The organism is Serratia sp. CY83965, from assembly GCF_052166375.1.
In the GTDB taxonomy this organism is placed as follows: domain Bacteria; phylum Pseudomonadota; class Gammaproteobacteria; order Enterobacterales; family Enterobacteriaceae; genus Serratia; species Serratia marcescens.
Genome location: NZ_JBJNOV010000001.1, coordinates 122540 through 143702, shown reverse-complemented (window position 1 = coordinate 143702; position 21163 = coordinate 122540). Strand labels below are relative to the sequence as shown.

The window sequence follows — 21163 nt, the reverse complement described above, 5'->3', positions numbered from 1 at the left end:
CGAACAGCGGCAAGCAAACACAACACAATAAAAAACTGACAGGGTAGGAATAACTATGTTTTTACAGAAATGGAGCAAACCCCTGACCATGGCGGCGCTGCTGGTCAGCGGCAGCCTGTATGCGGCATCCAACCCAGCGGTGGAAGCCCAAAACGGCATGGTGGTCACCTCGCAGCATCTGGCCTCGCAGGTCGGGGTGGATATCCTGAAGATGGGCGGCAACGCCATCGACGCCGCCGTGGCGGTCGGCTATGCGCAAGCGGTGGTGAACCCCTGCTGCGGCAACATCGGCGGCGGCGGCTTTATGACCGTCCACCTGGCGGACGGCACCGATACCTTCATCAACTTCCGCGAAACCGCGCCGGCGGCGGCCAGCGCCAACATGTATCTGGACGCCGACGGCAAGGTGAAGAAAGACGCCAGCCTGTACGGCTATCTGGCGGCGGGCGTGCCGGGCACCGTGCTGGGGATGGAAACCGCGCGTGAGAAGTACGGCAAACTGAGCCGCGAACAGGTGCTGGCGCCGGCGATCAGGCTGGCGCGCGAAGGCTTTGTGCTGACCCGCGCCGACACCGATATCCTCGACACCACCATCGCGCGCTTCAGGCAGGATCCCGAATCGGCCAAAATCTTCCTGCGCCCGGACGGCAGCCCGCTGCAGCCGGGGGACAAGCTGGTGCAAACCGATCTGGCCAACACGCTGGAAGCCATCGCCAAAGGGGGAACCGACGCCTTCTACAAAGGCAAGATCCCGCAGGCGGTAGAGGCGGCGGCCAAACAGGGCGGCGGCATTTTGACCGCCGCCGACTTCGCCAACTATAAAGTCACCGAAACCCCGCCGATCACCTGCAGCTATCGCGGCTACAAGTTCGTGTCAGCGCCGCCTCCCAGTTCCGGCGGCGTGACGCTGTGCGAAATCCTCAACGTGGTGGAAGGCTATGATCTGAAAAGCATGGGCTTCAACTCGGCGGCGGCCATTCACACCATGACCGAAGCGATGCGCCATGCCTACATGGATCGCAACACCTACCTTGGCGACCCGGAATTCATCAAGAACCCGATCGACCGACTGGTGAGCAAGAGCTACGCCGAGCAGATCCGCAAGAAAATCGTCGCGGACAAGGCCACGCCGTCGGAAAACGTGCAGCCCGGCATGGAGCCGCATGAGAAGCCGGAAACCACCCACTATTCGATCGTCGATCACGACGGCAACGCGGTTTCCACCACCTATACCGTCAACGGTCGCTTCGGCGCTGTCGTCATCGCACCGGGTACCGGCTTCTTCCTCAACGACGAGATGGACGACTTTACGGTGAAAGTGGGCGAGAAAAACCTGTACGGGCTGGTACAGGGCACCGCCAACAGCATTGCCCCCGGTAAGCGCCCACTATCGTCGATGAGCCCGACGCTGGTGACCAAGGATAACAAGATCTTTATGGTGCTGGGCTCGCCGGGCGGTTCGCGCATCATCACCATCACCCTGCAGACCGCGTTGAACGTGATCGACCACGGCATGGCGCCGCAGGAAGCGGTGGACGCACCGCGCATCCATCACCAATGGCTGCCGGATGAGGTGTACTACGAACAGCGCGGCGTTTCCGCCGATACGCTGAAGCTGCTGAGCGGCATGGGCTACAAGATGGTCGAGCAAACGCCGTGGGGCGCCGCCGAACTGATTCTGGTCGGTTTGCCGGGCGCGGCGGGCGTCAGCCCGGCCAACTCCGGCAACGATTCGGCGGTATCCGGCAAAGTGCGCGAAGGCTATCTGTACGGCGCCAACGACGTGCGTCGCCCGGCAGGCTCCGCGGTCGGTTACTGATGTAAACACCCACTCACCTTAACCGCGGGGGCGTTTCTGCCCCCGCACTCCCTTTAGCCCCCGCAGCGCCACACGGTGGCCGACTCTTCCGCCAACTGCAGGCGCAACCCTCCTGTCGTTTCGCTCAACTCGCCTCGCCCTTCCACACGCCGCCACGGGCCGCGGGCCAACAGCGGGTTGTGCGGCAACTGCGCCTGGCCGCTGCCGTCGCGCTGCAGCGCCACCAGCACCTGCTCCTGCTGATACAGGCGCACGAACACCAGCGTTTCTCCGCTGGCGTACAGCACCTGACAGCCGCCTCGGCGCAACGCCAGGCTCTGTTTACGCAGCGCCGCCATGCGCTGGAACAGCGTCAACAACGGCCGGTCCCAGTCGCCGACGTCCCATGGGAACGGCTTGCGGCAAAACGGATCGTTGCCGCCATCCAGGCCAATCTCATCACCGTAATAGAGGCAAGGCACGCCGATCCAGCTCAGCAACCACACCGCCGCCATCTGCATGCGCGCCGCATTCCCCTGCAACAGCGTGAGGAAGCGCGCGGTATCGTGGCTGTCCAGCTGATTGAACTGGATCAGTTGGCGGCTGTGCGGCAGCCCGGCGCGGTAACCGTCCATCCACTGCGCGCACCCGGCGGCGTCCAGCCGCACCGGGTGGTAGGCCACGTCCAGCCCCGCCAAAAACGCCCGCACCGGCAGCGCGAACCCCATGTAGTTCATCGCCGCATCCTCCACGCCGGCGTGCAGCCAGCGGCGCGCGTCGCCGAAGTGCTCACCCAAGACATAGGCCTGTGGATTCTCCTGCTTCACCGCCTGATAGATGCCCGCCAGGTGGCGCAGATTGCCGGTGGCGCCGCCGTTCTCCCCCAGCATATGCACCACGTCCAGCCGCCAGCCGTCGATGCTGTACGGCGGGCGCAGCCAGTGACGCACCACGCTGCCTTCCCCCTGATAAATCGCTTCCGCCACCTGCGGCTCGGCGAAATTGAGCTTCGGCAGGCTGGCGTTGCCCTTCCAGTCGAGCGCGCGGCCGTCCGGGTAAAAGTTGAACCAACCGCGATACGGCGAATCGGGGTGGTGACAGGCGCCGTTTTCGCCCTGACGATGGCGGTCGAACCACGGGTGCGAGTCGCCGGTGTGGTTGAAGACCCCGTCCAGCACTAGTTTCATGCCCACTTTGTGAGTGCTCACTCGCAAACGCTGCAGCGCCGCGTTGCCGCCGAAGTGCGGATCGACCTGGTAATAGTCCTCGGTATCGTACTTATGCACGCTCGGCGCGGTAAAAATCGGGTTCAAATACAGCGCCGTCACGCCCAGCTGCTGCAAATACGGCAGTTTGGCGCTGATGCCGTCCAGATCGCCGCCGTAAAAGGTCGAGGCGGCGTGGCGATCCTCCAACGGGTGCTGCCAGTCGCGCCGAATCACCTCGGCGCCGGCCGCGTGATGGCGGTAGCTGCCGCTCTGGATGCCGTGCTCGCCGCCGCTGCTGGCGAAGCGATCGGGGAAAATCTGGTAGAACAGCTGATCCGCCACCCACGCGGGGCCATTGTCAGGATCGTCGACGGCGAACTGCGCCAGCTGGCCCGGCGGCGTTGGCGACCAGCCCTGCGGGCCGAACCACTGTTGGCGATCGGCCCACAGCAGCTTGAAGCAGTAACGCCGCGTCGGCTCGCCCTCATTCAGCGTCAGGCTGGCCTGGTAGCGCCGCATCCCCTCGTGGCGCTGCGCTTTCATCGTCAGCAGCCACTCTTCGTTGTCCGGTTCGGCGCGCAAAAATACCCGTTCCGGCAGTTCATCCCCTTGTAACCACAGCGTGATATCCAAACGTTGCCCTTGTTTCACCACAAAAGGCGGGACCGGTTGATGCCAGGCGTTAAGCATACTGTTCTCCTGCTGTACCAAACGAAATCGACGGCGTTCTTCAAAAACGAACAATGCCACGTTAAGTGCAACTCCCCCTCCTCTCTGGCCGCAAAACCCGGGGATGAGCCGGGGGGCGGAGACTGAAAAATAACGCTAACTTGATGTAAAAAAAGGTAAACAGGCACAAATCCTGCACGTTCCCCCTTAGGCTAACGCGTTTTAAGTTTACAGGATATTTTTTGCGCATTTTTTAAGGAGCGGTAATGCAACAACAGATAACGCGCTGGCTGGAACAGTTTGGTTTGGAATTCGGCGGAGTGATGTCGCTGTTGATGGTATTGGGGTTGATTGTTCTGATCTCGGTCGCGATCCACCTGGTGCTGCACCGGGTGGTGTTGGCGGCCCTTCAGCGCCGTGGCCAGCAGTCGCAGCGCGTCTGGCAACAGGCCATCACCCAATACAAACTGTTCCAGCGCGTGGCGCTGCTGCTGCAAGGGGTGATCATCAGCATCCAGGCGACGCTGTGGCTGCAGAGCGGCAGCCAGACTCAGGCGGTGATCGTCACCGCCGCGCAGGTGTGGATACTCGCCTTCACCCTGCTGTCGCTGTTCTCGCTGCTGGATACGCTGCTGGCGCTGCTGCGCCAAAGCCCGATTTCCAATCAGCTGCCGCTGCGCGGCATTTTCCAGGGCCTGAAACTGGTGGCGGCGATCCTGATCGGCATCATGATCGTCTCGCTGCTGATGGGCAAATCGCCGCTGTTGCTGCTCAGTGGCCTGGGCGCCATGACCGCGGTCTTGATGTTGGTGTTCAAGGATCCGATCCTCGGGCTGGTGGCCGGCATCCAGCTCTCCGCCAACGACATGCTGAAGATCGGCGACTGGCTGGAAATGCCGAAATACGGCGCCGACGGCGCGGTCACCGACATCGGCCTGACCACGGTCAAAGTGCGTAACTGGGACAACACCGTCACCACCATACCGACCTACGCGCTGATCTCCGACTCGTTCAAAAACTGGCGTTCGATGTCGGAATCCGGCGGGCGCCGCATCAAGCGCAGTTTGAATATCGACACCGGCAGCGTGCACTTCCTGTCGGAAGAGGAACAGCGCCGCCTGCAGCGCAACCCGCTGCTGCACAGCTATCTGAACGTTAAGACCCAGGAGCTGAGCCAGCACAACCAGGAGATCGCCGTCGATCTGGCCTCGCCGCTCAACGGCCGCCGCCTCACCAACCTCGGCACGCTGCGCGCCTATCTGGAAGCCTACCTGCGCGCTCATCCGCGCATTCACCAGAACATGACGCTGATGGTGCGCCAGCTGGCGCCGACGCCGGAAGGCCTGCCGCTGGAAATCTACGCCTTCACCAACACCACGGTCTGGGCGGAGTACGAAAGTATTCAGGCGGATATTTTCGACCATATCCTGGCGGTGATCGACGAGTTCGGCCTGCGCGTGCATCAGACGCCAACCGGCAATGACCTGCGCGGCATGCTGCGACAAAGCGTGAACGCTTCCTGACGTCGGCTGACGTAACTGTGTCTGCTGGTAATTATTCTCTTTCAATTGCCAGCAGATATCTCCATCCCCTTCTTTTCCCCGGCGAAAACGGCGTTAATGCGCCATCACCTTCACCACCGAGAGGGAAAGCCCTTGCTGAAACGGATACGTCATCGGCTGTTTACCCTGCTGGCCACCCTGCTGTTTATCGGCTGCCTGCACAGCGCGTCGCTGGATGAAAGCCGCATGCCCCGCAATCTGCAACCTTCGCTGAGCGCCCTCAGCAGCAACCTGCAGGACATTCGCGAAGTGCTGGCGCGCTGCGCCGGCGAGGAAGAGGAGGAACGGCTGAACGACGGCGGCATGCGCATCGAAGCGCGCGCCGCCGGGGAGGAGGAAGCGGAAGACAAACGCTTGGCATAGCAGGTTAAAAAACGCCCCATCTTGTTGCGCCACACGCAACACCTGGCTGTGATGCGTATAGCGCAACACTCATGGAGCCATCAGGATGATAAGAAGCTTCAAGCATAAGGGACTCAAAAAGTTTTTCGAAACCGGTTCAACGGCAGGTATCGACGCCAAGCAGGCGAAGAAAATCGCGCTGCGGCTGAGCGTGCTGGATCTGGCGAAAGTGATTGATGACGTAGATCTGCCCGGCTTCTTCTTGCACCCGCTAACGGGCGCTCGCAGCGGGCAGTGATCCGTCACCGTCACCGGCAACTGGCGTATCACGTTTGAACTGGTCGAGGGTGATGTTTATATCGTGAATTATGAGGACTATCACTAATGAACCGCATGCATAATCCTCCTCATCCTGGAGAATTGATCAAAGAAACCATGGAAACGCTGAATCTCAGCGCGCGCGCGCTGGCCAAAGCATTGGACGTCGCGCCGTCTACGGTTCAACGCCTGATCAGCGGAAAATCCGATATCTCGCCGGAAATGGCCATCCGCCTGTCCATCGTAATAGGCAGTTCCGAACAGGTCTGGATGGGCATGCAAGATGCTTACGATCTGTGGCAGGCCAGGCAGTCCATCGACGTTTCGAAACTGCGCAAGCTGGACTTCGCTTAACGCCTGCCCCTAAAAAAACACCGGCCTCAGCCGGTGTTTTTCCATTTAGTCTTGCTGCGTCGCCAACGGCGCGCGTTTTTTCTGATGGTTGACCTTGAACCAGTACCCCGCCAGCAGCAACACCACCCAGACCAGGCCGGCGTACAGCGAGACGCGCGTGGTCGGGAAGTAACCGATCAGGCCGATGATGAACACCAGGAACACGATCGCCACCACCGAGGTGAACACCCCGCCGCGCAGCGGGAACGCCAGCTGCTTCACCTGCTCTTTGCTCAGGCTGCGGCGGAAGGCGATTTGCGAGAACAGGATCATGATCCACACCCACACGGTGGCGAAGGTCGCCAGGGAGGCGATCACCAGGAACACGCTCTCCGGCATGATGTAGTTGAGGTATACCGCCAGCAGCAGCGCCAGCATCATCACCACCACCGTCACCCAGGGAATGCCGCGTTTCGACACCTTGCTGAACATCTTCGGCGCGTGCCCTTGCTCGGCCATGCCATGCAGCATGCGGCCGACGCCGAACACGTCGCTGTTGATCGCCGACAGCGAAGCGGTGATCACCACGAAGTTGAGGATGCCCGCCGCCACGGTGATGCCCATATGCTGGAAGGTCAGCACGAACGGGCTGCCGTTGGTGCCCACCTGGTTCCACGGGTAGATCGACATGATGACAAACAGCGTGCCGACGTAGAACACCAGAATGCGCCACGGCACTGAGTTGATGGCTTTGGGAATCGATTTTTTCGGATCCTTGGCTTCGCCGGCGGTGATGCCGATGATTTCAATGCCGCCGTAAGCGAACATCACCAGCTGCAGCGACAGGATCATGCCGATAACGCCGTTGCTGAAGAAGCCGCCGTTCGACCACAGGTTATGAATGCCGGTCGGTTGCCCGCCGTTGCCGATACCCCAGATGATGATGCCGATGCCGGCCGCAATCATGATGATGATGGTGGCGACCTTGAAGAACGAGAACCAGAACTCCAGCTCGCCGAATACCTTGACGCTCATCAGGTTGATGGCGCCGATGATCAGCACCACGCTCAGCACCCAGATCCAGTGCGGCACTTCCGGGAACCAGACCCCCATATAGATGCCGAAGGCGGTCACGTCGGCGATGGCGACGATCAGGATCTCAAAGCAGTAAGTCCAGCCGGTGATGTAACCCGCCATCGGGCCGAGGTAGTCCTGCGCGTAGCGGGAAAATGAGCTGGCCTGCGGGTTGTTGACCGACATCTCCCCCAGTGCGCGCATGATGATAAAGGCCACGATGCCGCCGATCAGGTAAGCCAGCAGCACGCTCGGGCCGGCCATTTTGATGGCGTCCGCCGAGCCGTAGAACAACCCGGTGCCGATGGCCGATCCCAGCGCCATAAAGCGGATATGACGCGTGCTGAGGCCGCGTTTCAGCTTATTGTCGGGGGCAGTGGTGGGTGACTGTTGTTGCATGAAAATGACCCATAGTTTTAAACGAAAAAAAGCCACGGACATGTCCGTGGCCCTGGATTTAGCCGGGGGATTATCAGTGCGCGGTCACTTGGGAACGCGTGCACACCCGATCATAAATCGCGACCAGCGCCAACATCAGCAGCGAAGGCGGCAACCATGCCAACCCCTGCTCCGCCAGCGGCAGGTGAGTGGACCAGGCCGGCAGCAGTTGCTGGAAACTGGACGCTTTCACCGCGTCAAGAATACCAAACAACAGGCTGACAAGCATCACCGGCGCAATGATGCGCGGCGCGCTGTGCCACCAACGCAGGGTGAAGCTCAGCACCACCAGCACGATGCACGGCGGATAAATCGCGGTCAGCACCGGAATGGAGATCTGGATCAGGTGGCTCAGGCCGAGGTTGGACACCACCATCGAGAACAGGCCCAGGATAAACACCAGCGTCTTGTAAGAGAACGGCAGGTATTGCGCGAAGAATTCGGCGCAGGCGCAGGTCAAGCCCACCGCGGTCACCATGCAGGCGATGAAGATCAGCGCCGCCAGGAAGAAGCTGCCGAGGCCGCCGAAGGTGTTCTGAACGTAAGCGTGCAGGATCACCGCGCCGTTGGTGGCGTCAGGCACCAGCGCGCCGCTGCCGGAGCCCAGCTTGAACAGGCTCAGATAAACCAGCGTCAGGCCCACGCCGGCGATCAAACCGGCCAGAATGGTGTAACGGGTCAACAGACCGGCGTCTTTCACGCCGCGCGAGCGCGCCGCGTTGACGATAACGATGCCGAATACCAGCGCGCCCAGCGTATCCATGGTCAGATAGCCGTTAACGAAGCCGGAGGAGAAAGGCACGCTCTGATAAGCCGCCGTCGCCGGGATAGGCGTGCCGGCAGGCCACAGCAGCGCGGCGATGCCCAGTACGGCCAGCGCGACGATCTTCAGCGGCGCCAGCACGTGGCCGACGGTATCGAGCAGACGGCCCGGATACAGGGAGATGCCGATCACCAGCGCGAAGTACACCAGACTGTAGATGAACAGCGGCATGGCGCCGTCGCCGGTCAGCGGGGCGATGCCCACCTCAAAGGACACGGTGGCGGTGCGCGGCGTGGCGAACAGCGGGCCGACGGCCAGGTAGCAGACGGTCGCCAGCAGCAGGCCGGCGCCGCGGCCGATCGGCGAACTGAGGGCGTCGATGCCGCCGCCGACGCGCGCCAGCGCGATGACGGTGATGACCGGCAGGCCCACGGCGGTGAGCAGGAAGCCCAGCGCAGCGATCCAGACGTGTTCACCGGACTGCAAGCCGACCATCGGCGGGAAGATGATGTTCCCGGCCCCAACGAATAAGGCAAAGGTCATGAAGCCCAGTGCCAGGATATCTTTTGACGTTAAACGATGACTCATACGATGTCGTGTTGCCTGTTCAAATGAAAAAAAATTGTCCGATAGCGTGGTGGCGAAACGCCCCACCCGGTTGCCGGCATGCCCGATCGTCGCAGCGCCAAATAAGCACCCTAAACGCAGTCGATCCGGCGTTTATGTCCCTATTCGAAAGTGGCCGCTCATGAAGATGGGCAAAATTTTAGGAGTTATAAAAATGGAGGTTTAATCCGACAACGAAGGCTAAGGTAAACGTTTATAGCGCTTCAAGGCAAGACGCACGGCGAAAAGCAGAGCTATCGACCATATAAACTTTAGCCACCAGTCGATCATATTGGCTATCAATAAATATACACTACATGATTTGTATCATTTTTGAACAATGAATTCACGAAACGTGAAGCATATATCGCTTTACCGCGCGAAAACGCCAATAAGCGCCCGATTTTCGCGTGGTATAAGCTCCGTTTCGCCGTGAAAAAAGGCGAAAATTACGCCGATTTTTGTCGCTTATTGCGCCGTGGCCAGCGCGAGCGGTGGCAACCCGAGCGCCTGACGAGTCTTCTGCAGGGCGGCCGGCGGCAGCGGCAGATAGCCGTCGTGGTTGACCAGGCTTTGCCCTGGCGTCGACAGCACGCGATCGAGGAACGCGGCGGTCAGCGGCTCCAGCGGTTGATTGGGGGCTTTGTTGATGTAGATATACAGATAGCGCGACAACGGGTAGCGATCGTTGCGCACGTTGGCGGCGGTAGGCGCGACATAGTCTTCTCCCGACTCCGCCAGCGGCAGCAGCCGCACGCCGCTGGCGCGAAAACCGATGCTGGCGTAGCCGATGCCGTTGAGCGAACCGGCCACCGCCTGCACCACCGAAGCCGAACCGGGCAGCTCATTGACGCGCGGCATGAAATCGCCGCCGCACAGCGCGCGCAGTTTGAAATAGCCGTAGGTGCCGGACGCCGAGTTGCGGCCGAAGCGTTGCAGCGAGCGTGTCGCCCAGTCGCCGCTCAGCCCCAGCTCGCCCCAGCGCGTCAGCGGCTGGCTTTCACCGCAGCGCCGGGTGGCGGAGAAAATGCGATCGAGCTGCTGCAGGTTAAGGCCGCGCAGCGGATTGTCCTGATGCACCAACACCACCAGCGCATCCACCGCTACCGGCACCGCCAGCGGCGCATAACCGTAACGGTGTTCGAACGCCGAAACCTCGGCCGCCTTCATCGGCCGGCTCATCGGGCCCAGCTGTGCGGCGCCCGCCGCCAACGCGGTCGGCGCGGTCGACGAACCGGCGGCCTGGATCTGCAGGTTGACGTTGGGATAATGCTGGCTGAAATCCTGCGCCCACAGCGCCATCAAATTCGCCAGCGTGTCGGAGCCGACGCTGGACAGGTTGCCCGCCAACATGCCGTCAGGCTGCGCCAGCGCGCCGCGTCCGGCCAGCAGCGCCAGGCAAAGCAACAGCCCTCGGGTAATTCGGGTCATACCGGTGTCTCGCGTTAATTTTTCACCGCATTCTCTGATAAAGCGGCGGGAACAATCAACCGATTGGGCAAGGTAAAGATAAAGCGGGTGCCGATCCCCGGTTCGCTGAGGATCTCCAGCCGCGCGTCGTGATGGCTGAGCGCGTGCTTGACGATCGCCAGCCCCAGCCCGCTGCCGCCGGTCTGGCGCGAACGGGCCTTGTCGACGCGATAAAAACGCTCTGTCAGGCGCGGCAGATGCTCGGCGGCGATGCCCGGCCCGTTGTCGCTGACCTGGAATTGCGCGCCGTGCGCCGTCTGCTGCCAGCTGACTTCGATATGGGTGCCCTTCGGCGTGTGGTTGACCGCGTTGTACACCAGGTTAGACACCGCGCTGCGCAACTGGTCTTCATTGCCGAACACGTTGAGCTGTTCGTTCACCCGGAAGGTGATCTCGTGATTGCCGCCGCTCAGCGATTGCGCCTCACGCTGCAACACCCGCAGCATCAGCGGAATATCCACCCGCTCGTTCATGTCGACATTGGGCGCCGCCTCGATGCGCGACAGCGTCAGCAGCTGCTTGACCAGCCCGTCCATCCGGCGGGTCTGCTCTTGCATGGTGCTAAGCGCCTTGCTGCGCAGCGAGCCATCCTGCTCTTCGTCGCCCATCATCTCCAGATAGCCCTGCAGCACCGTCAGCGGCGTGCGCAGTTCATGACTGACGTTGGCGAAGAAGTTGCGCCGCGCGCCCTCCAACTGGCGCATCTGGGTGACGTCGCGCGCCACCATCAGCAGTTGCCCTTCAGAATACGGCATCACGCGGAATTCGACGTAGTGTTCGTTGTTCAGCTGCAGCGTCAGCGGGCGCGAAAACTCCTGCTGTTGCAGATAGTGGCTGAATTCCGGATAACGCAGCAGGTTAAGGATGTGCTGGCCGTTGTCTTCCGGCCAGCGAAAGCCGAGCAGATGCTGCGCCAGCCCGTTGCACCAGAAGATATTGCCTTCGACGGTGGTCATCACCACCGCGTCAGGCAGCGATTCGGCCCCGCTGCGAAAGCGCTTGATCAGCAGCGCCAGCTCGCGCCGGCGGCGGCGGTTGCGCTGCTGCATCTGATACAGGCCATAGAACAGCGGCTCCCAGCTCCAGCGGCCGGGCGGCGGCGTCATGCTGCGGTCGATCCACAGCCAATGGGAGAGTTTGAGCTGGTTGTAGAAATTCCACACCAGCGCTGCCAGCGCGGAGGCCAGCAGGAACCAGGGCAGATAACCGAAAATCAGCCCCAGCAGTAAGGCGGGCAGACAGAAAAGAGCCAGCTCCAGAGCCAGCCTCTTCCACGACAGACGTTCTAACACGGCATATTCTCCAGCGCGGCGCGATCAGTAGCGCGTTGAGAACCGGTAGCCGGTGCCCCGAACGGTTTGAACCATTTTATCATGCCCACTGGTTTCTAACGCCTTGCGGAGCCGACGGATATGCACGTCAACGGTACGGTCTTCCACATAAACGTTAGTGCCCCAGACGTGATTAAGCAACTGCTCACGGCTATAAACCCGCTCCGGGTGGGTCATAAAGAAGTGCAGCAGCTTGAACTCGGTCGGCCCCATGTCCAGCGCCTGATCGTTCGCCATTACGCGGTGGGAGGACGGGTCCAGGCTCAGCCCTTGCATTTCAATCACTTCTTCCACCGCCATCGGCGAAATGCGGCGCATGACCGCCTTGATGCGCGCCACCAGCTCCTTGGGCGAGAACGGCTTGGTGATGTAATCATCCGCCCCCACTTCCAGGCCGCGCACCCGGTCTTCTTCTTCGCCGCGCGCGGTCAGCATCATCACCGGGATATCGCGGGTCAGCGCTTCGCGCTTCATATGTTTGATAAACTGAATGCCGGAACCCCCGGGCAACATCCAGTCAAGCAACACCAAATCAGGGAACGGCTCAGACAGACGCGTCACGGCGCTGTCATAATCCTCGGCTTCCAACGGTTGGTAACCATTCTGTTCCAACACAAAGCACACCATCTCACGGATCGGCGCTTCGTCTTCCACCACCAGTATGCGTCTTGCCATCGTCAATCCTGCCAATGTGTTAGCGACTTTTCGGGCGCCATTATGCGTCAGTTTTGTGACACTTTTATGAAAAAAACCGGCTGTTATAGGCAGTAAGCATAGCGATTATTTCCCGCAGTAAAGAAAAATCATCCGGTTGTCATCATCATTGCGCCGGGACAGCCGCCGCCGCGGCCTTTATAATCATCGCCATTATCTTCGCATCCGGGAGTGTCATGCGCCTGATCCACACCTCTGACTGGCACCTTGGCCAGTACTTTTTCACCAAAAGCCGCGCCGCCGAGCACCAGGCTTTTCTGAACTGGCTGATCGAACAGATCGAACAGCAGCAGGTGGATGCGCTGATCGTCGCCGGGGATCTGTTCGATACCGGCTCGCCGCCCAGCTATGCCCGCGAGCTGTACAATCGCTTCGTGGTGGAACTGCAGCGCACCGGCTGCCAATTAGTGGTGCTGGGCGGCAACCACGATTCGGTCGCAACGCTGAACGAATCGCGTGAACTGCTCTCTTGCCTGAACACCACGGTGATCGCCAGCGCGCAGGGCGCCCCGGAACAACAGATCGTGGTGCTTAACCAACGCGACGGCCAGCCGGGCGCGGTGCTTTGCGCCATCCCGTTCCTGCGGCCGCGCGACCTGCTCACCAGCCGCGCCGGCGAATCCGGCGCGCAGAAACAGCAGGCGCTGCAGGAAGCCATCGCCGAACATTACCAAGCGCTGTATCAGGCGGCCTGCGAGCGCCGCGACCAGCTGGGCCTACCGCTGCCGATCGTCGCCACCGGCCACCTGACCACCGTCGGCGTCACCACCTCCGACTCGGTGCGCGACATCTATATCGGCACCCTCGACGCCTTCCCGGCGCAGGCCTTCCCGCCCGCCGACTATATCGCGTTGGGCCACATTCACCGCGCGCAGAACGTCGCCAAATCGGAGCATATTCGCTATAGCGGCTCACCGATCCCGCTCAGCTTCGATGAGCTGGGCAAAGCCAAAAGCGTCTTCCTGGTCGATTTCGCCGACGGCGCTTTGCAGCGGGTAGACGCGTTAACGATCCCGCAGTTTCAGCCCATGCAACTGATCAAAGGCGATCTGGCCGAGATCGAACGGCAGCTGCGGCAATTTGCCGACTATGCCGGCGAGCTGCCGGTGTGGCTGGATATCGAAGTGGCGACGCAGGACTACCTCAGCGACATCCAGCGCCGCATCCAGCTGATGGCGGATGAGCTGCCGGTGGAAGTGGTGCTGCTGCGGCGCAGTAAAGAGCAGCGCCGCCAGGCGATCGCGCAGCAGGAGAAAGAAACGCTGAACGAGCTGAGCGTCAACGAGGTGTTCGAACGGCGTCTGACACAGGAGGCCGACATGCCCGAAGCGCGCCAACGGCGGATGCACCAACTGTTCCGCCAGGTGGTCGAGGCGGTGCAGCACAACGCCGAGGAGACCAACCCATGAAGATCCTCAGCCTGCGGTTAAAAAACCTCAACTCGCTGCAGGGCGAATGGAAAATTGACTTCACCGCCGAGCCGTTCGCCAGCAACGGCCTGTTCGCCATTACCGGCCCGACCGGCGCGGGCAAAACCACCCTGCTGGACGCCATCTGCCTGGCGCTGTACCACCAGACGCCGCGCCTCAACGTCACGCCGAGCCAGAATGAACTGATGACCCGCCACACCGCCGAATCGCTGGCGGAGGTCGAATTCGAGGTCAAGGGCGTCGGCTATCGCGCCTTCTGGAGCCAGCGCCGCGCCAAAAACGCGCCGGACGGCAATCTGCAGGCGCCGAAGGTCGAACTGGCGCGCCGCGAGGACGGCAAGATCCTGGCGGACAAGGTGCGCGACAAGCTGGAGCTTACCGCCGCCATCACCGGGCTGGACTTTGGCCGCTTCACCAAATCGATGATGCTGTCTCAGGGGCAGTTCGCCGCGTTCCTCAACGCCGACGCCAACGATCGCGCCGAACTGCTGGAAGAGCTGACCGGCACCGAAATCTACGGGCGGTTGTCCGAACAGGTGTTCGAGTCGCACAAGCAGGCCAAAACCGACCTGGATGCGTTGCATCAACGCGCCAGCGGCATCGAACTGCTGAACGACGAGCAGCGCCAGTCTCTGGCCGAACAGCTGACGGCGCTGAGCGCGCAGGAAATCGCCCTCGGCGAGCAAACCCAGCGGCAGCAACAGGCGCTGAGCTGGCTGCAGCAATGGCAACGCCTCCGGCAACAGCAAAGCGAGGGGCAATTGCGGCTGGACACCGCCCAGCGCGAGCAGGCGGAGGCCGCCCCGCAGCTGCAGCGGCTGGCGCGCAGCGAGCCGGCCGAGAAATTGCGGCCGCTGCGCGGCGAACGCGATCGTTGCCGCGCCGAGCTGCAGACGATACAACAGCAGGCAGCCCAGCTGACGCAACAACAGGAACAGCACTCGGCGCAGCTGGCGCCGCTGCAGCAGGCGGTGGAAAAAACCCGTCTGGCGCAGCAAACCCATGCCGAGCATATGCGGCAACAGCAACAGTTGATCGATGACCAGGTGGCCCCGCTCGACCATCAAATAGCCCAACTGCAGTCGACACAGGCCGAGCGGCGACAGGCCGGCGATGCCGCCGCGCAGCAATGCGCCCAGCAGCAGACCGCGCTGGAGCAGCTCACCGCCCAGCGCAGCCAACTGACGACGCAGGCCGCACAGCATCAGCAGCAGTTGAACGCGCTGACCGAAGCGCTGGCCGTTCAACAACAGCAGCAACAGGCGCTGGAGGCGAAAACGCCGTTGGCCCCGCTGCGCCAACGCCTGAGCGCCCTGGCGGATCTGCGCCCGACGCGCCGGCAGTTATTTGCTCTCGCTTCTTTATCGCAGCAAATCGTTAAACGGCTGGAACAACAGCGGCAAGAGCTAAACAGCGGCCAACATGAACTTACCCAGTTGGAACCGCAGCTAGAACTCATCCGTCAGCAATTTAAGCAGCAGAAAGCCCACCAGGCCGATGTTGAAAAAACCTATGCGCTGGAACAACGGATCGTGGGTCTGGAGGCCGAGCGCGCCCGTTTGCAACCCGGCGCCCCCTGCCCGCTGTGCGGCTCATGCGAGCACCCGGCGGTAGAACAATACCAAGAGGTAAAACTGTCAGAAACCGCGCAACGTCTGGAGCAAATGAAAGTCCAGACCGAAGCATTGCAAAAACAAGGCGTCGAGCTGCGAGCCCGTTACGACAACCTGCAACAGCAATTGCAGCGTCAGCAGCAAACCATCGCGCAGGATGAACAACAGCTGGCCGGCCAACAGCAGCAGTGGCAGCAGCTCAGCGCGCCGTTGGCGTTCGACTTTACGCTGGCGGATGGCGAGCAACTCAGCGCCTGGCTGAACGGCTGCGACGACGAAGAACGGCGCGGGCAACACGCGCTGCAACAGCATGAACAGGCGGCGCAGGCGGTACAGCAGGCGAAGGATGCGCTCATCGCTCTGCAAACGCAGCAGCAGCAGACGCAGCAACAGCTGGCGTTGCTCGAAGAACGCTTTACGCTGCTGCAGAAAGCCCACGCCGACAGCCTGCAACAGCAGCAAGAGCTGCATCAACGCTGGCAAGAAGGCGAGAAGACCCTTGCCGAACGACGCGCGCAGCGGCTGGCGCTGTTCGGCGAACAGCAGGTCACCGAGGTGCGCGAACAGCTGCGCGCCAAACAAACCGCCTGCGAACAGGCCAGCGTTCAGGCCGCCGAGCAGTGGCAAAAGGCGCAGGAACTGCGCGAACGCCTGGCCGGCCAGCAGGCCGGGCTGCAACATCAACACACTCAGATGCAGGAGCGGCTGCAGCAGGCGCAGCAGCAGTGGCAGCAGGCGCTGGCCGACAGCGAATTCGCCGATGAAACCGCCTTCACCGCCGCGCTGCTGGACGATGTCCTGCGCCGCGAATTGCAACAGCGCAAAGAACAGCTGCAACAGCGGCAGGTGGAGGCCGCCGCCCTGCTGACGCAGGCGACGCAAACGCTGGAGCAGCACCGGCAAAACAGCCCTGAAGGGGTGGATGAAGCCAACGCGGATCTCGATGCGCTCACCCAATCGCTGGCCGAACTGGCACAGCAGTTGAAGGCGCTGCAGCTGCGCCAGGGCGAACTGCGCAACCAGCTGGAAAGCGACGCCGAACGCCGTCTCAATCAACAGGCGCTGTTCGAACAGATCGCCCGCAGCCAGCAAGACTACGACGACTGGAGCTGCCTCAACCAGCTGATCGGCTCAAAAGAGGGCGACAAATTCCGCCGCTTCGCTCAGGGGCTGACGCTCGATCATCTGGTGTATCTAGCCAACCTTCAACTCGGCCGGCTGCACGGGCGCTACCTGCTGCAGCGTAAGACCAGCGACGCGCTGGAGCTGCAGGTGGTGGACACCTGGCAGGCCGACGCGCTGCGCGATACCCGCACCCTGTCCGGCGGCGAGAGCTTCCTGGTCAGCCTGGCGCTGGCGCTGGCGTTGTCCGATTTGGTCAGCCACAAAACCAGCATCGACTCGCTGTTCCTCGACGAAGGTTTCGGCACGCTGGATGCCGAAACCCTCGATACCGCGCTGGACGCGCTGGACAGCCTGAACGCCTCCGGCAAAACCATCGGCGTGATCAGCCACGTCGAGGCGATGAAAGAACGCATTCCGGTGCAGATCAAGGTGAAAAAGGTCAACGGGCTCGGCGTCAGCCGGCTGGAGGCGCACTTCAGGCTGGAATGATCCCGCGGCTCGCGGCGCAGAAGTGTGACCGCGGCGGCACTCCGCGGTGAAAAGCGTTGAGCCGCGGCGGGCACGGGTTATTATGCCAGCATAACAGGATTGTTACTGTATCCCCTCCGCCGCTCAGGCCGCAGGGCAGAAAGATAAAATACAGGCAAAACCTGACGCCCGGGATCGCTTCCGGGCGTCAGGTTTTTTCGTTTTCAGGATGCTGAAACACCGGGAAAAACCATGAAAATCGCTAAAATACTCAATAATAACGTGGTGATTACGCTGGACGACCGTCAGGCAGAGACGGTGGTGATGGGAAAAGGAATCGGCTTTAAAAAGAAGCCCGGCGATACGCTGGACGAAAGCCTGATCGAGAAGGTCTTCACCCATAACGGCGGTGAAATCGCCGAGCGCTATAAAGAGCTGCTCGCCGAGATCCCATTGGCCTGCGTCACCACCGCCGACAGGATCATCACCCTCGCCCGCGAACGCCTGCCGGGCAAGCTGCATAACATCGTCTACATCACGCTGACCGATCACATCCACTTCGCCCTGCAGCGCTATGCGCAAGGGCTGGATATCAAAAATGCGCTGCTGTGGGAGATTAAAAAACTCTATCCGGCCGAATTCGCCGTCGGGCTGGAGGCGCTGGCCCTGATCGCCCAGCGGCTGGATACCGCGCTGCCGGAAGACGAAGCCGGATTTATCGCCCTGCACCTGGTCAACGCTCAGCTTAACGACGAGATGCATAACACGCTGCACATCACCCGCGTGATGCAAGAGATCCTCAACCTGGTCAAATACCATTTCCGCTTTGATTACAACGAGGAATCCCTGAGCTACCACCGCTTCGTCACCCATTTGAAGTTCTTCGCCCAGCGCCTGCTGGGGAAAAACTACGTCGACAGCGACGACGACTCGCTGTATCAGGTGGTGAAAGAGAAATACCGCGAGTCTTTCGCCTGCGCCGGCAAGATCAACCGCCACATCGAAAAGCACTATCAGCATCAGCTCACCACGGAAGAGATGATGTTTCTGACCATTCATATCGAACGGGTGCGCAGCGAAAGCGAGGAAAAGCCGGCTTAACGGCGGGCGTCCGCCACCCGCACGCCGTACTGCGGAAACACCGCGTCGGCGGAGATCAGCGTCAGCCCCTCGGCCTGCGCCTGTGCGATCAGCATGCGATCGAAAGGATCCTGATGATAGGGCGGCAGCTGCCCGGCCTGTTGGCAGTGAAAGGCGTCCATCGGCAACGACAGAAAATCCTCGGCCTCGATGATCGCAAAGATATCTTCCGGCAGCGCCAGTTTGCCCTGCGCCTGCTTGATCGAGATCTCCCAAATGCTGGCCGCGCTGACGTACACCGCATTGCCCGGATCGGCGATCTGCCTTTTGGCGTTCGCGCCCAGGCAGGCGTCATCAATCAACCACCACAGCAACGCGTGGGTATCCAGCAACAGGCGCTTCATTCATCGCCCTCAAACAACGCCGCAATGGCCGCATCCCCCGCGTTGAAATCCGCCGGCACGGTGAACTTGCCCTTGGCGGCGCCAGGGCGGCGCGCTTCCCCCTTGATGGCGACCAGCTGTACGTACGGCTTCCCTGCTTTTGCAATAATCACGGTTTCTCCCTCCGCGGCTCTGTCCGCCAACTGACTCAGATTGGATTTGGCTTCGTGCATATTGGCCTGAATCGGCATACGCGTCCTCCTTAGCTAAGTTAGCTAAAGCATAAAGCGCCGTCCAGTTTTTGTACAGTGAAGGGTTTAAAGCGCGAGCAGCCTCGCGCTTTGTTGCAACGCTTAGCGCTGCTGTTGCGGCCACAGCCAGGCCGCACCGCGCACGCCGCTGGAGTCGCCGTGAACCGCCTTGCGGATCGGCGTTTCACACTCGCCGCCGAACACCCAGTCTTTCACTCGCTGCGGCACCGTGCGGTACAGGCGATCCACGTTGCTCATGCCGCCGCCGAGCACCACCACGTCCGGATCCAGCATGTTGATCACGTGCGCCAGCGATTTCGCCAATCGCATTTCGTAACGGACGATCGCCTGCTCCGCCAGCGCATCGCCCCGCTCGCTCAGCACCATGATCTCATGCCCTTGTAGCGCGTTGCCGCTCAGGCGCGCATAGTCGGTGGCGAAACCGGTGCCGGAAATAAAGGTTTCGATGCAGCCCGGTTTGCCGCAGTAGCACGGCACTTCGCGGGCGTAACGCAGCTCATCGTCATCCTGCCACGGCAGCGGGTTGTGGCCCCACTCGCCGGCAATGCCGTTGCCGCCGGAATGCGCCTGGCCGTTCAGCGCCACGCCGGCGCCGCAGCCGGTGCCGATGATGACCGCAAACACGGTTTTCGCGCCTGCGCCGGCGCCATCGGTGGCTTCCGACACCGCCAGGCAGTTGGCGTCGTTGGCGATGCGCACCTCGCGCGCCAGCAGCGCCGACAGATCCTTATCCAGCGGCTGGCCGTTGAGCCACACCGAGTTGGCGTTCTTCACCCGCCCGGTAAACGGCGACAGCGTGCCGGGAATGCCGATCCCGACCGATCCTCGTTCGCCGGTATGATCCTCCGCCAGTTTCACCAGTCCGGCGATCGCCGCCAGGGTTTGCCGGTAGTCATGGCGCGGCGTGGCGATGCGATGGCGAAACAGCTCTCGCCCGTCATTCGCCAACGCGATCACTTCAATTTTTGTTCCACCCAAGTCGATGCCAATGCGCACGTATTTTTTCTCCTCAATGCCACGCAGCGTTGTCACAGCCTAATGTAAGCGCGCGAATGAATCACCTGTTTCCCATTCTCCGTCCCGTCCTTCCCCGGTGCGCAAAGCGACGCAATTCGGAGAGAATGGGGCGATTTTTCAGCGTCAATTCGTTATCATGCCGCCCTGCTTTTGACGAATCAGCGTGCCGAACGCACGCCCAGCCAGGGATAACATTATGCTGTGGTTTAAGAATTTGATGGTTTACCGTTTGAGCCGCGAAGTGGCGTTAAACGCGGATGAAATGGAAAAACAACTCAGCGCGTTCGCCTTCACGCCGTGCGGCAGCCAGGACATGGCGAAGACCGGCTGGGTCTCCCCGATGGGCTCGCACAGTGATGCGCTGACGCACGCGGTCAACGGCCAGATCGTCATCTGCGCGCGCAAGGAAGAGAAAATCCTGCCGTCGCCGGTGATCAAGCAAGAGCTGCAGGCCAAGATTGAGCGCCTGGAGGCGGAGCAACACCGCAAACTGAAGAAAACCGAGAAGGACGCGCTGAAAGATGAAGTGCTGCACAGCCTGCTGCCGCGCGCGTTCAGCCGCTTCAACCAGACCTTCATGTGGATCGACACTGTCAACGATCTGATCATGGTCGACGCCGCCAGCGCCAAACGCGCCGAAGACACGCTGGCGCTGCTGCGCAAAAGCCTCGGCTCGCTGCCGGTAGTGCCGCTGACCATGGAAAGCCCGATCGAACTGACGCTGACCGAATGGGTGCGTTCCGGCGAGATGCCGGCCGGCTTCGCCATTCAGGATGAAGCGGAACTGAAAGCGATTCTGGAAGAAGGCGGCGTGATCCGCTGCAAGAAGCAGAATCTGATCAGCGACGAAATCGCGGTGCACATCGAAGCCGGCAAGCTGGTGACCAAGCTGGCGGTGGACTGGCAGGAGCGCATCCAGCTGATGCTGTCGGACGACGGCTCGCTCAAGCGCCTGAAGTTCGCCGACACGCTGCGCGAGCAGAACGACGATATCGATCGCGATGACTTCGCCCAGCGCTTTGACGCCGACTTTATCCTGATGACCAGCGAGCTGGCGGCGTTGATCAAAAACACCATCGAAGCGCTCGGCGGCGAAGCCCAGCGTTAATCCCGCCTCAGAAACGACCAGGGCCCAGCCTTCGCTGAGCC

17 protein-coding genes and 1 pseudogene are annotated in these 21163 nt (G+C 61.4%); 9 read left to right on the top strand and 9 right to left on the bottom strand.

What is annotated here, in order from left to right; translation table 11 throughout:
• Positions 1–55 precede the first annotated feature (55 nt).
• Entirely contained in the window at positions 56–1819 is a 1764-nt protein-coding gene (gene ggt, locus ACJ8PL_RS00750) for a gamma-glutamyltransferase (protein ID WP_049299685.1), read from the top strand.
• Between the two features lie 53 nt (positions 1820–1872).
• Here ggt and malZ read toward each other — a convergent pair whose 3' ends face one another.
• Positions 1873–3696 (bottom strand): maltodextrin glucosidase, encoded by a 1824-nt coding sequence (gene malZ, locus ACJ8PL_RS00745; RefSeq protein ID WP_442530745.1) that lies wholly within the window; start codon positions 3694–3696, stop codon positions 1873–1875.
• Between the two features lie 245 nt (positions 3697–3941).
• Between malZ and ACJ8PL_RS00740 the strand changes: the two genes are divergently transcribed.
• From ACJ8PL_RS00740 to ACJ8PL_RS00725, 4 genes and pseudogenes are all read left to right on the top strand, one after another.
• A complete protein-coding gene (locus ACJ8PL_RS00740) occupies positions 3942–5198 on the top strand; it encodes a mechanosensitive ion channel family protein (protein WP_442530743.1) in 1257 nt (418 codons plus the stop codon).
• 132 nt (positions 5199–5330) lie between these two features.
• Positions 5331–5600 carry a hypothetical protein gene (locus tag ACJ8PL_RS00735; protein ID WP_016928883.1) on the top strand — a complete coding sequence of 90 codons (270 nt, stop codon included), beginning with the start codon at positions 5331–5333 and terminating at the stop codon, positions 5598–5600.
• A gap of 85 nt (positions 5601–5685) precedes the next feature.
• A pseudogene (locus ACJ8PL_RS00730) lies at positions 5686–5964 on the top strand (type II toxin-antitoxin system RelE/ParE family toxin).
• Positions 5964–6251, top strand: a complete 288-nt coding sequence (locus ACJ8PL_RS00725; RefSeq protein ID WP_025160069.1) for a HigA family addiction module antitoxin — start codon at positions 5964–5966, stop codon at positions 6249–6251. Before ACJ8PL_RS00730 ends, ACJ8PL_RS00725 begins: the two are co-directional and overlap by 1 nt.
• 45 nt (positions 6252–6296) lie before the next feature.
• Here the strand turns inward: ACJ8PL_RS00725 and proY are convergent, their stop codons facing one another.
• From proY to phoB, 5 genes are all read right to left on the bottom strand, one after another.
• Positions 6297–7703 carry a proline-specific permease ProY gene (proY, locus tag ACJ8PL_RS00720; RefSeq protein ID WP_097103129.1) on the bottom strand — a complete coding sequence of 469 codons (1407 nt, stop codon included), beginning with the start codon at positions 7701–7703 and terminating at the stop codon, positions 6297–6299.
• Positions 7704–7776: 73 nt separating this feature from the next.
• Positions 7777–9093 (bottom strand): branched-chain amino acid transport system II carrier protein, encoded by a 1317-nt coding sequence (gene brnQ / locus ACJ8PL_RS00715; protein WP_079450868.1) that lies wholly within the window; start codon positions 9091–9093, stop codon positions 7777–7779.
• 486 nt (positions 9094–9579) lie between these two features.
• Positions 9580–10542 (bottom strand): PstS family phosphate ABC transporter substrate-binding protein, encoded by a 963-nt coding sequence (locus tag ACJ8PL_RS00710; protein WP_097102667.1) that lies wholly within the window; start codon positions 10540–10542, stop codon positions 9580–9582.
• A gap of 14 nt (positions 10543–10556) precedes the next feature.
• Positions 10557–11873, bottom strand: coding sequence for a phosphate regulon sensor histidine kinase PhoR (gene phoR, locus ACJ8PL_RS00705; protein WP_004940434.1), 1317 nt, complete (start codon positions 11871–11873; stop codon positions 10557–10559).
• Between the two features lie 24 nt (positions 11874–11897).
• Entirely contained in the window at positions 11898–12587 is a 690-nt protein-coding gene (gene phoB / locus ACJ8PL_RS00700) for a phosphate response regulator transcription factor PhoB (RefSeq protein WP_004940438.1), read from the bottom strand.
• Between the two features lie 215 nt (positions 12588–12802).
• Between phoB and sbcD the strand changes: the two genes are divergently transcribed.
• From sbcD to licT, 3 genes are all read left to right on the top strand, one after another.
• Positions 12803–14035, top strand: a complete 1233-nt coding sequence (sbcD, locus tag ACJ8PL_RS00695) for an exonuclease subunit SbcD (protein ID WP_116403936.1) — start codon at positions 12803–12805, stop codon at positions 14033–14035.
• Positions 14032–17283, top strand: a complete 3252-nt coding sequence (sbcC, locus tag ACJ8PL_RS00690; protein ID WP_442530740.1) for an exonuclease subunit SbcC — start codon at positions 14032–14034, stop codon at positions 17281–17283. Before sbcD ends, sbcC begins: the two co-directional genes overlap by 4 nt.
• A gap of 231 nt (positions 17284–17514) precedes the next feature.
• Complete coding sequence (licT, locus tag ACJ8PL_RS00685) at positions 17515–18363, top strand: BglG family transcription antiterminator LicT (RefSeq protein WP_016928891.1); 849 nt, start codon at positions 17515–17517, stop codon at positions 18361–18363.
• Here the strand turns inward: licT and ACJ8PL_RS00680 are convergent.
• The 3 genes from ACJ8PL_RS00680 to mak all read right to left on the bottom strand — a co-directional run bounded on the left by ACJ8PL_RS00680 (position 18360) and on the right by mak (position 19993).
• Positions 18360–18746 (bottom strand): type II toxin-antitoxin system VapC family toxin, encoded by a 387-nt coding sequence (locus ACJ8PL_RS00680; RefSeq protein WP_016928892.1) that lies wholly within the window; start codon positions 18744–18746, stop codon positions 18360–18362. The two genes, licT and ACJ8PL_RS00680, sit on opposite strands and share 4 nt — an antisense overlap.
• A complete protein-coding gene (locus ACJ8PL_RS00675) occupies positions 18743–18976 on the bottom strand; it encodes a type II toxin-antitoxin system Phd/YefM family antitoxin (protein WP_016928893.1) in 234 nt (77 codons plus the stop codon). The genes ACJ8PL_RS00680 and ACJ8PL_RS00675 overlap by 4 nt, the downstream gene beginning before the upstream one ends.
• Before the next feature lie 102 nt (positions 18977–19078).
• On the bottom strand, positions 19079–19993 hold the full coding sequence (gene mak / locus ACJ8PL_RS00670; RefSeq protein WP_016928894.1) for a fructokinase: 915 nt from the start codon (positions 19991–19993) through the stop codon (positions 19079–19081).
• Positions 19994–20210: 217 nt separating this feature from the next.
• On the opposite strand from mak, the gene rdgC reads away from it, so the two are divergent.
• Positions 20211–21122 carry a recombination-associated protein RdgC gene (rdgC, locus tag ACJ8PL_RS00665; protein WP_004940461.1) on the top strand — a complete coding sequence of 304 codons (912 nt, stop codon included), beginning with the start codon at positions 20211–20213 and terminating at the stop codon, positions 21120–21122.
• The last annotated feature ends 41 nt before the right edge of the window (positions 21123–21163 follow it).

What these genes read in the sequence shown, in the direction of transcription:
- ggt (WP_049299685.1), top strand. Translation starts at nt 56, where the DNA reads ATGTTTTTACAGAAATGGAGCAAACCCCTGACCATGGCGGCGCTGCTG.
- malZ (WP_442530745.1), bottom strand. Translation starts at nt 3,696, where the DNA reads ATGCTTAACGCCTGGCATCAACCGGTCCCGCCTTTTGTGGTGAAACAA.
- ACJ8PL_RS00740 (WP_442530743.1), top strand. Translation starts at nt 3,942, where the DNA reads ATGCAACAACAGATAACGCGCTGGCTGGAACAGTTTGGTTTGGAATTC.
- ACJ8PL_RS00725 (WP_025160069.1), top strand. Translation starts at nt 5,964, where the DNA reads ATGAACCGCATGCATAATCCTCCTCATCCTGGAGAATTGATCAAAGAA.
- proY (WP_097103129.1), bottom strand. Translation starts at nt 7,703, where the DNA reads ATGCAACAACAGTCACCCACCACTGCCCCCGACAATAAGCTGAAACGC.
- brnQ (WP_079450868.1), bottom strand. Translation starts at nt 9,093, where the DNA reads ATGAGTCATCGTTTAACGTCAAAAGATATCCTGGCACTGGGCTTCATG.
- ACJ8PL_RS00710 (WP_097102667.1), bottom strand. Translation starts at nt 10,542, where the DNA reads ATGACCCGAATTACCCGAGGGCTGTTGCTTTGCCTGGCGCTGCTGGCC.
- phoB (WP_004940438.1), bottom strand. Translation starts at nt 12,587, where the DNA reads ATGGCAAGACGCATACTGGTGGTGGAAGACGAAGCGCCGATCCGTGAG.
- sbcD (WP_116403936.1), top strand. Translation starts at nt 12,803, where the DNA reads ATGCGCCTGATCCACACCTCTGACTGGCACCTTGGCCAGTACTTTTTC.
- sbcC (WP_442530740.1), top strand. Translation starts at nt 14,032, where the DNA reads ATGAAGATCCTCAGCCTGCGGTTAAAAAACCTCAACTCGCTGCAGGGC.
- licT (WP_016928891.1), top strand. Translation starts at nt 17,515, where the DNA reads ATGAAAATCGCTAAAATACTCAATAATAACGTGGTGATTACGCTGGAC.
- ACJ8PL_RS00680 (WP_016928892.1), bottom strand. Translation starts at nt 18,746, where the DNA reads ATGAAGCGCCTGTTGCTGGATACCCACGCGTTGCTGTGGTGGTTGATT.
- ACJ8PL_RS00675 (WP_016928893.1), bottom strand. Translation starts at nt 18,976, where the DNA reads ATGCCGATTCAGGCCAATATGCACGAAGCCAAATCCAATCTGAGTCAG.
- rdgC (WP_004940461.1), top strand. Translation starts at nt 20,211, where the DNA reads ATGCTGTGGTTTAAGAATTTGATGGTTTACCGTTTGAGCCGCGAAGTG.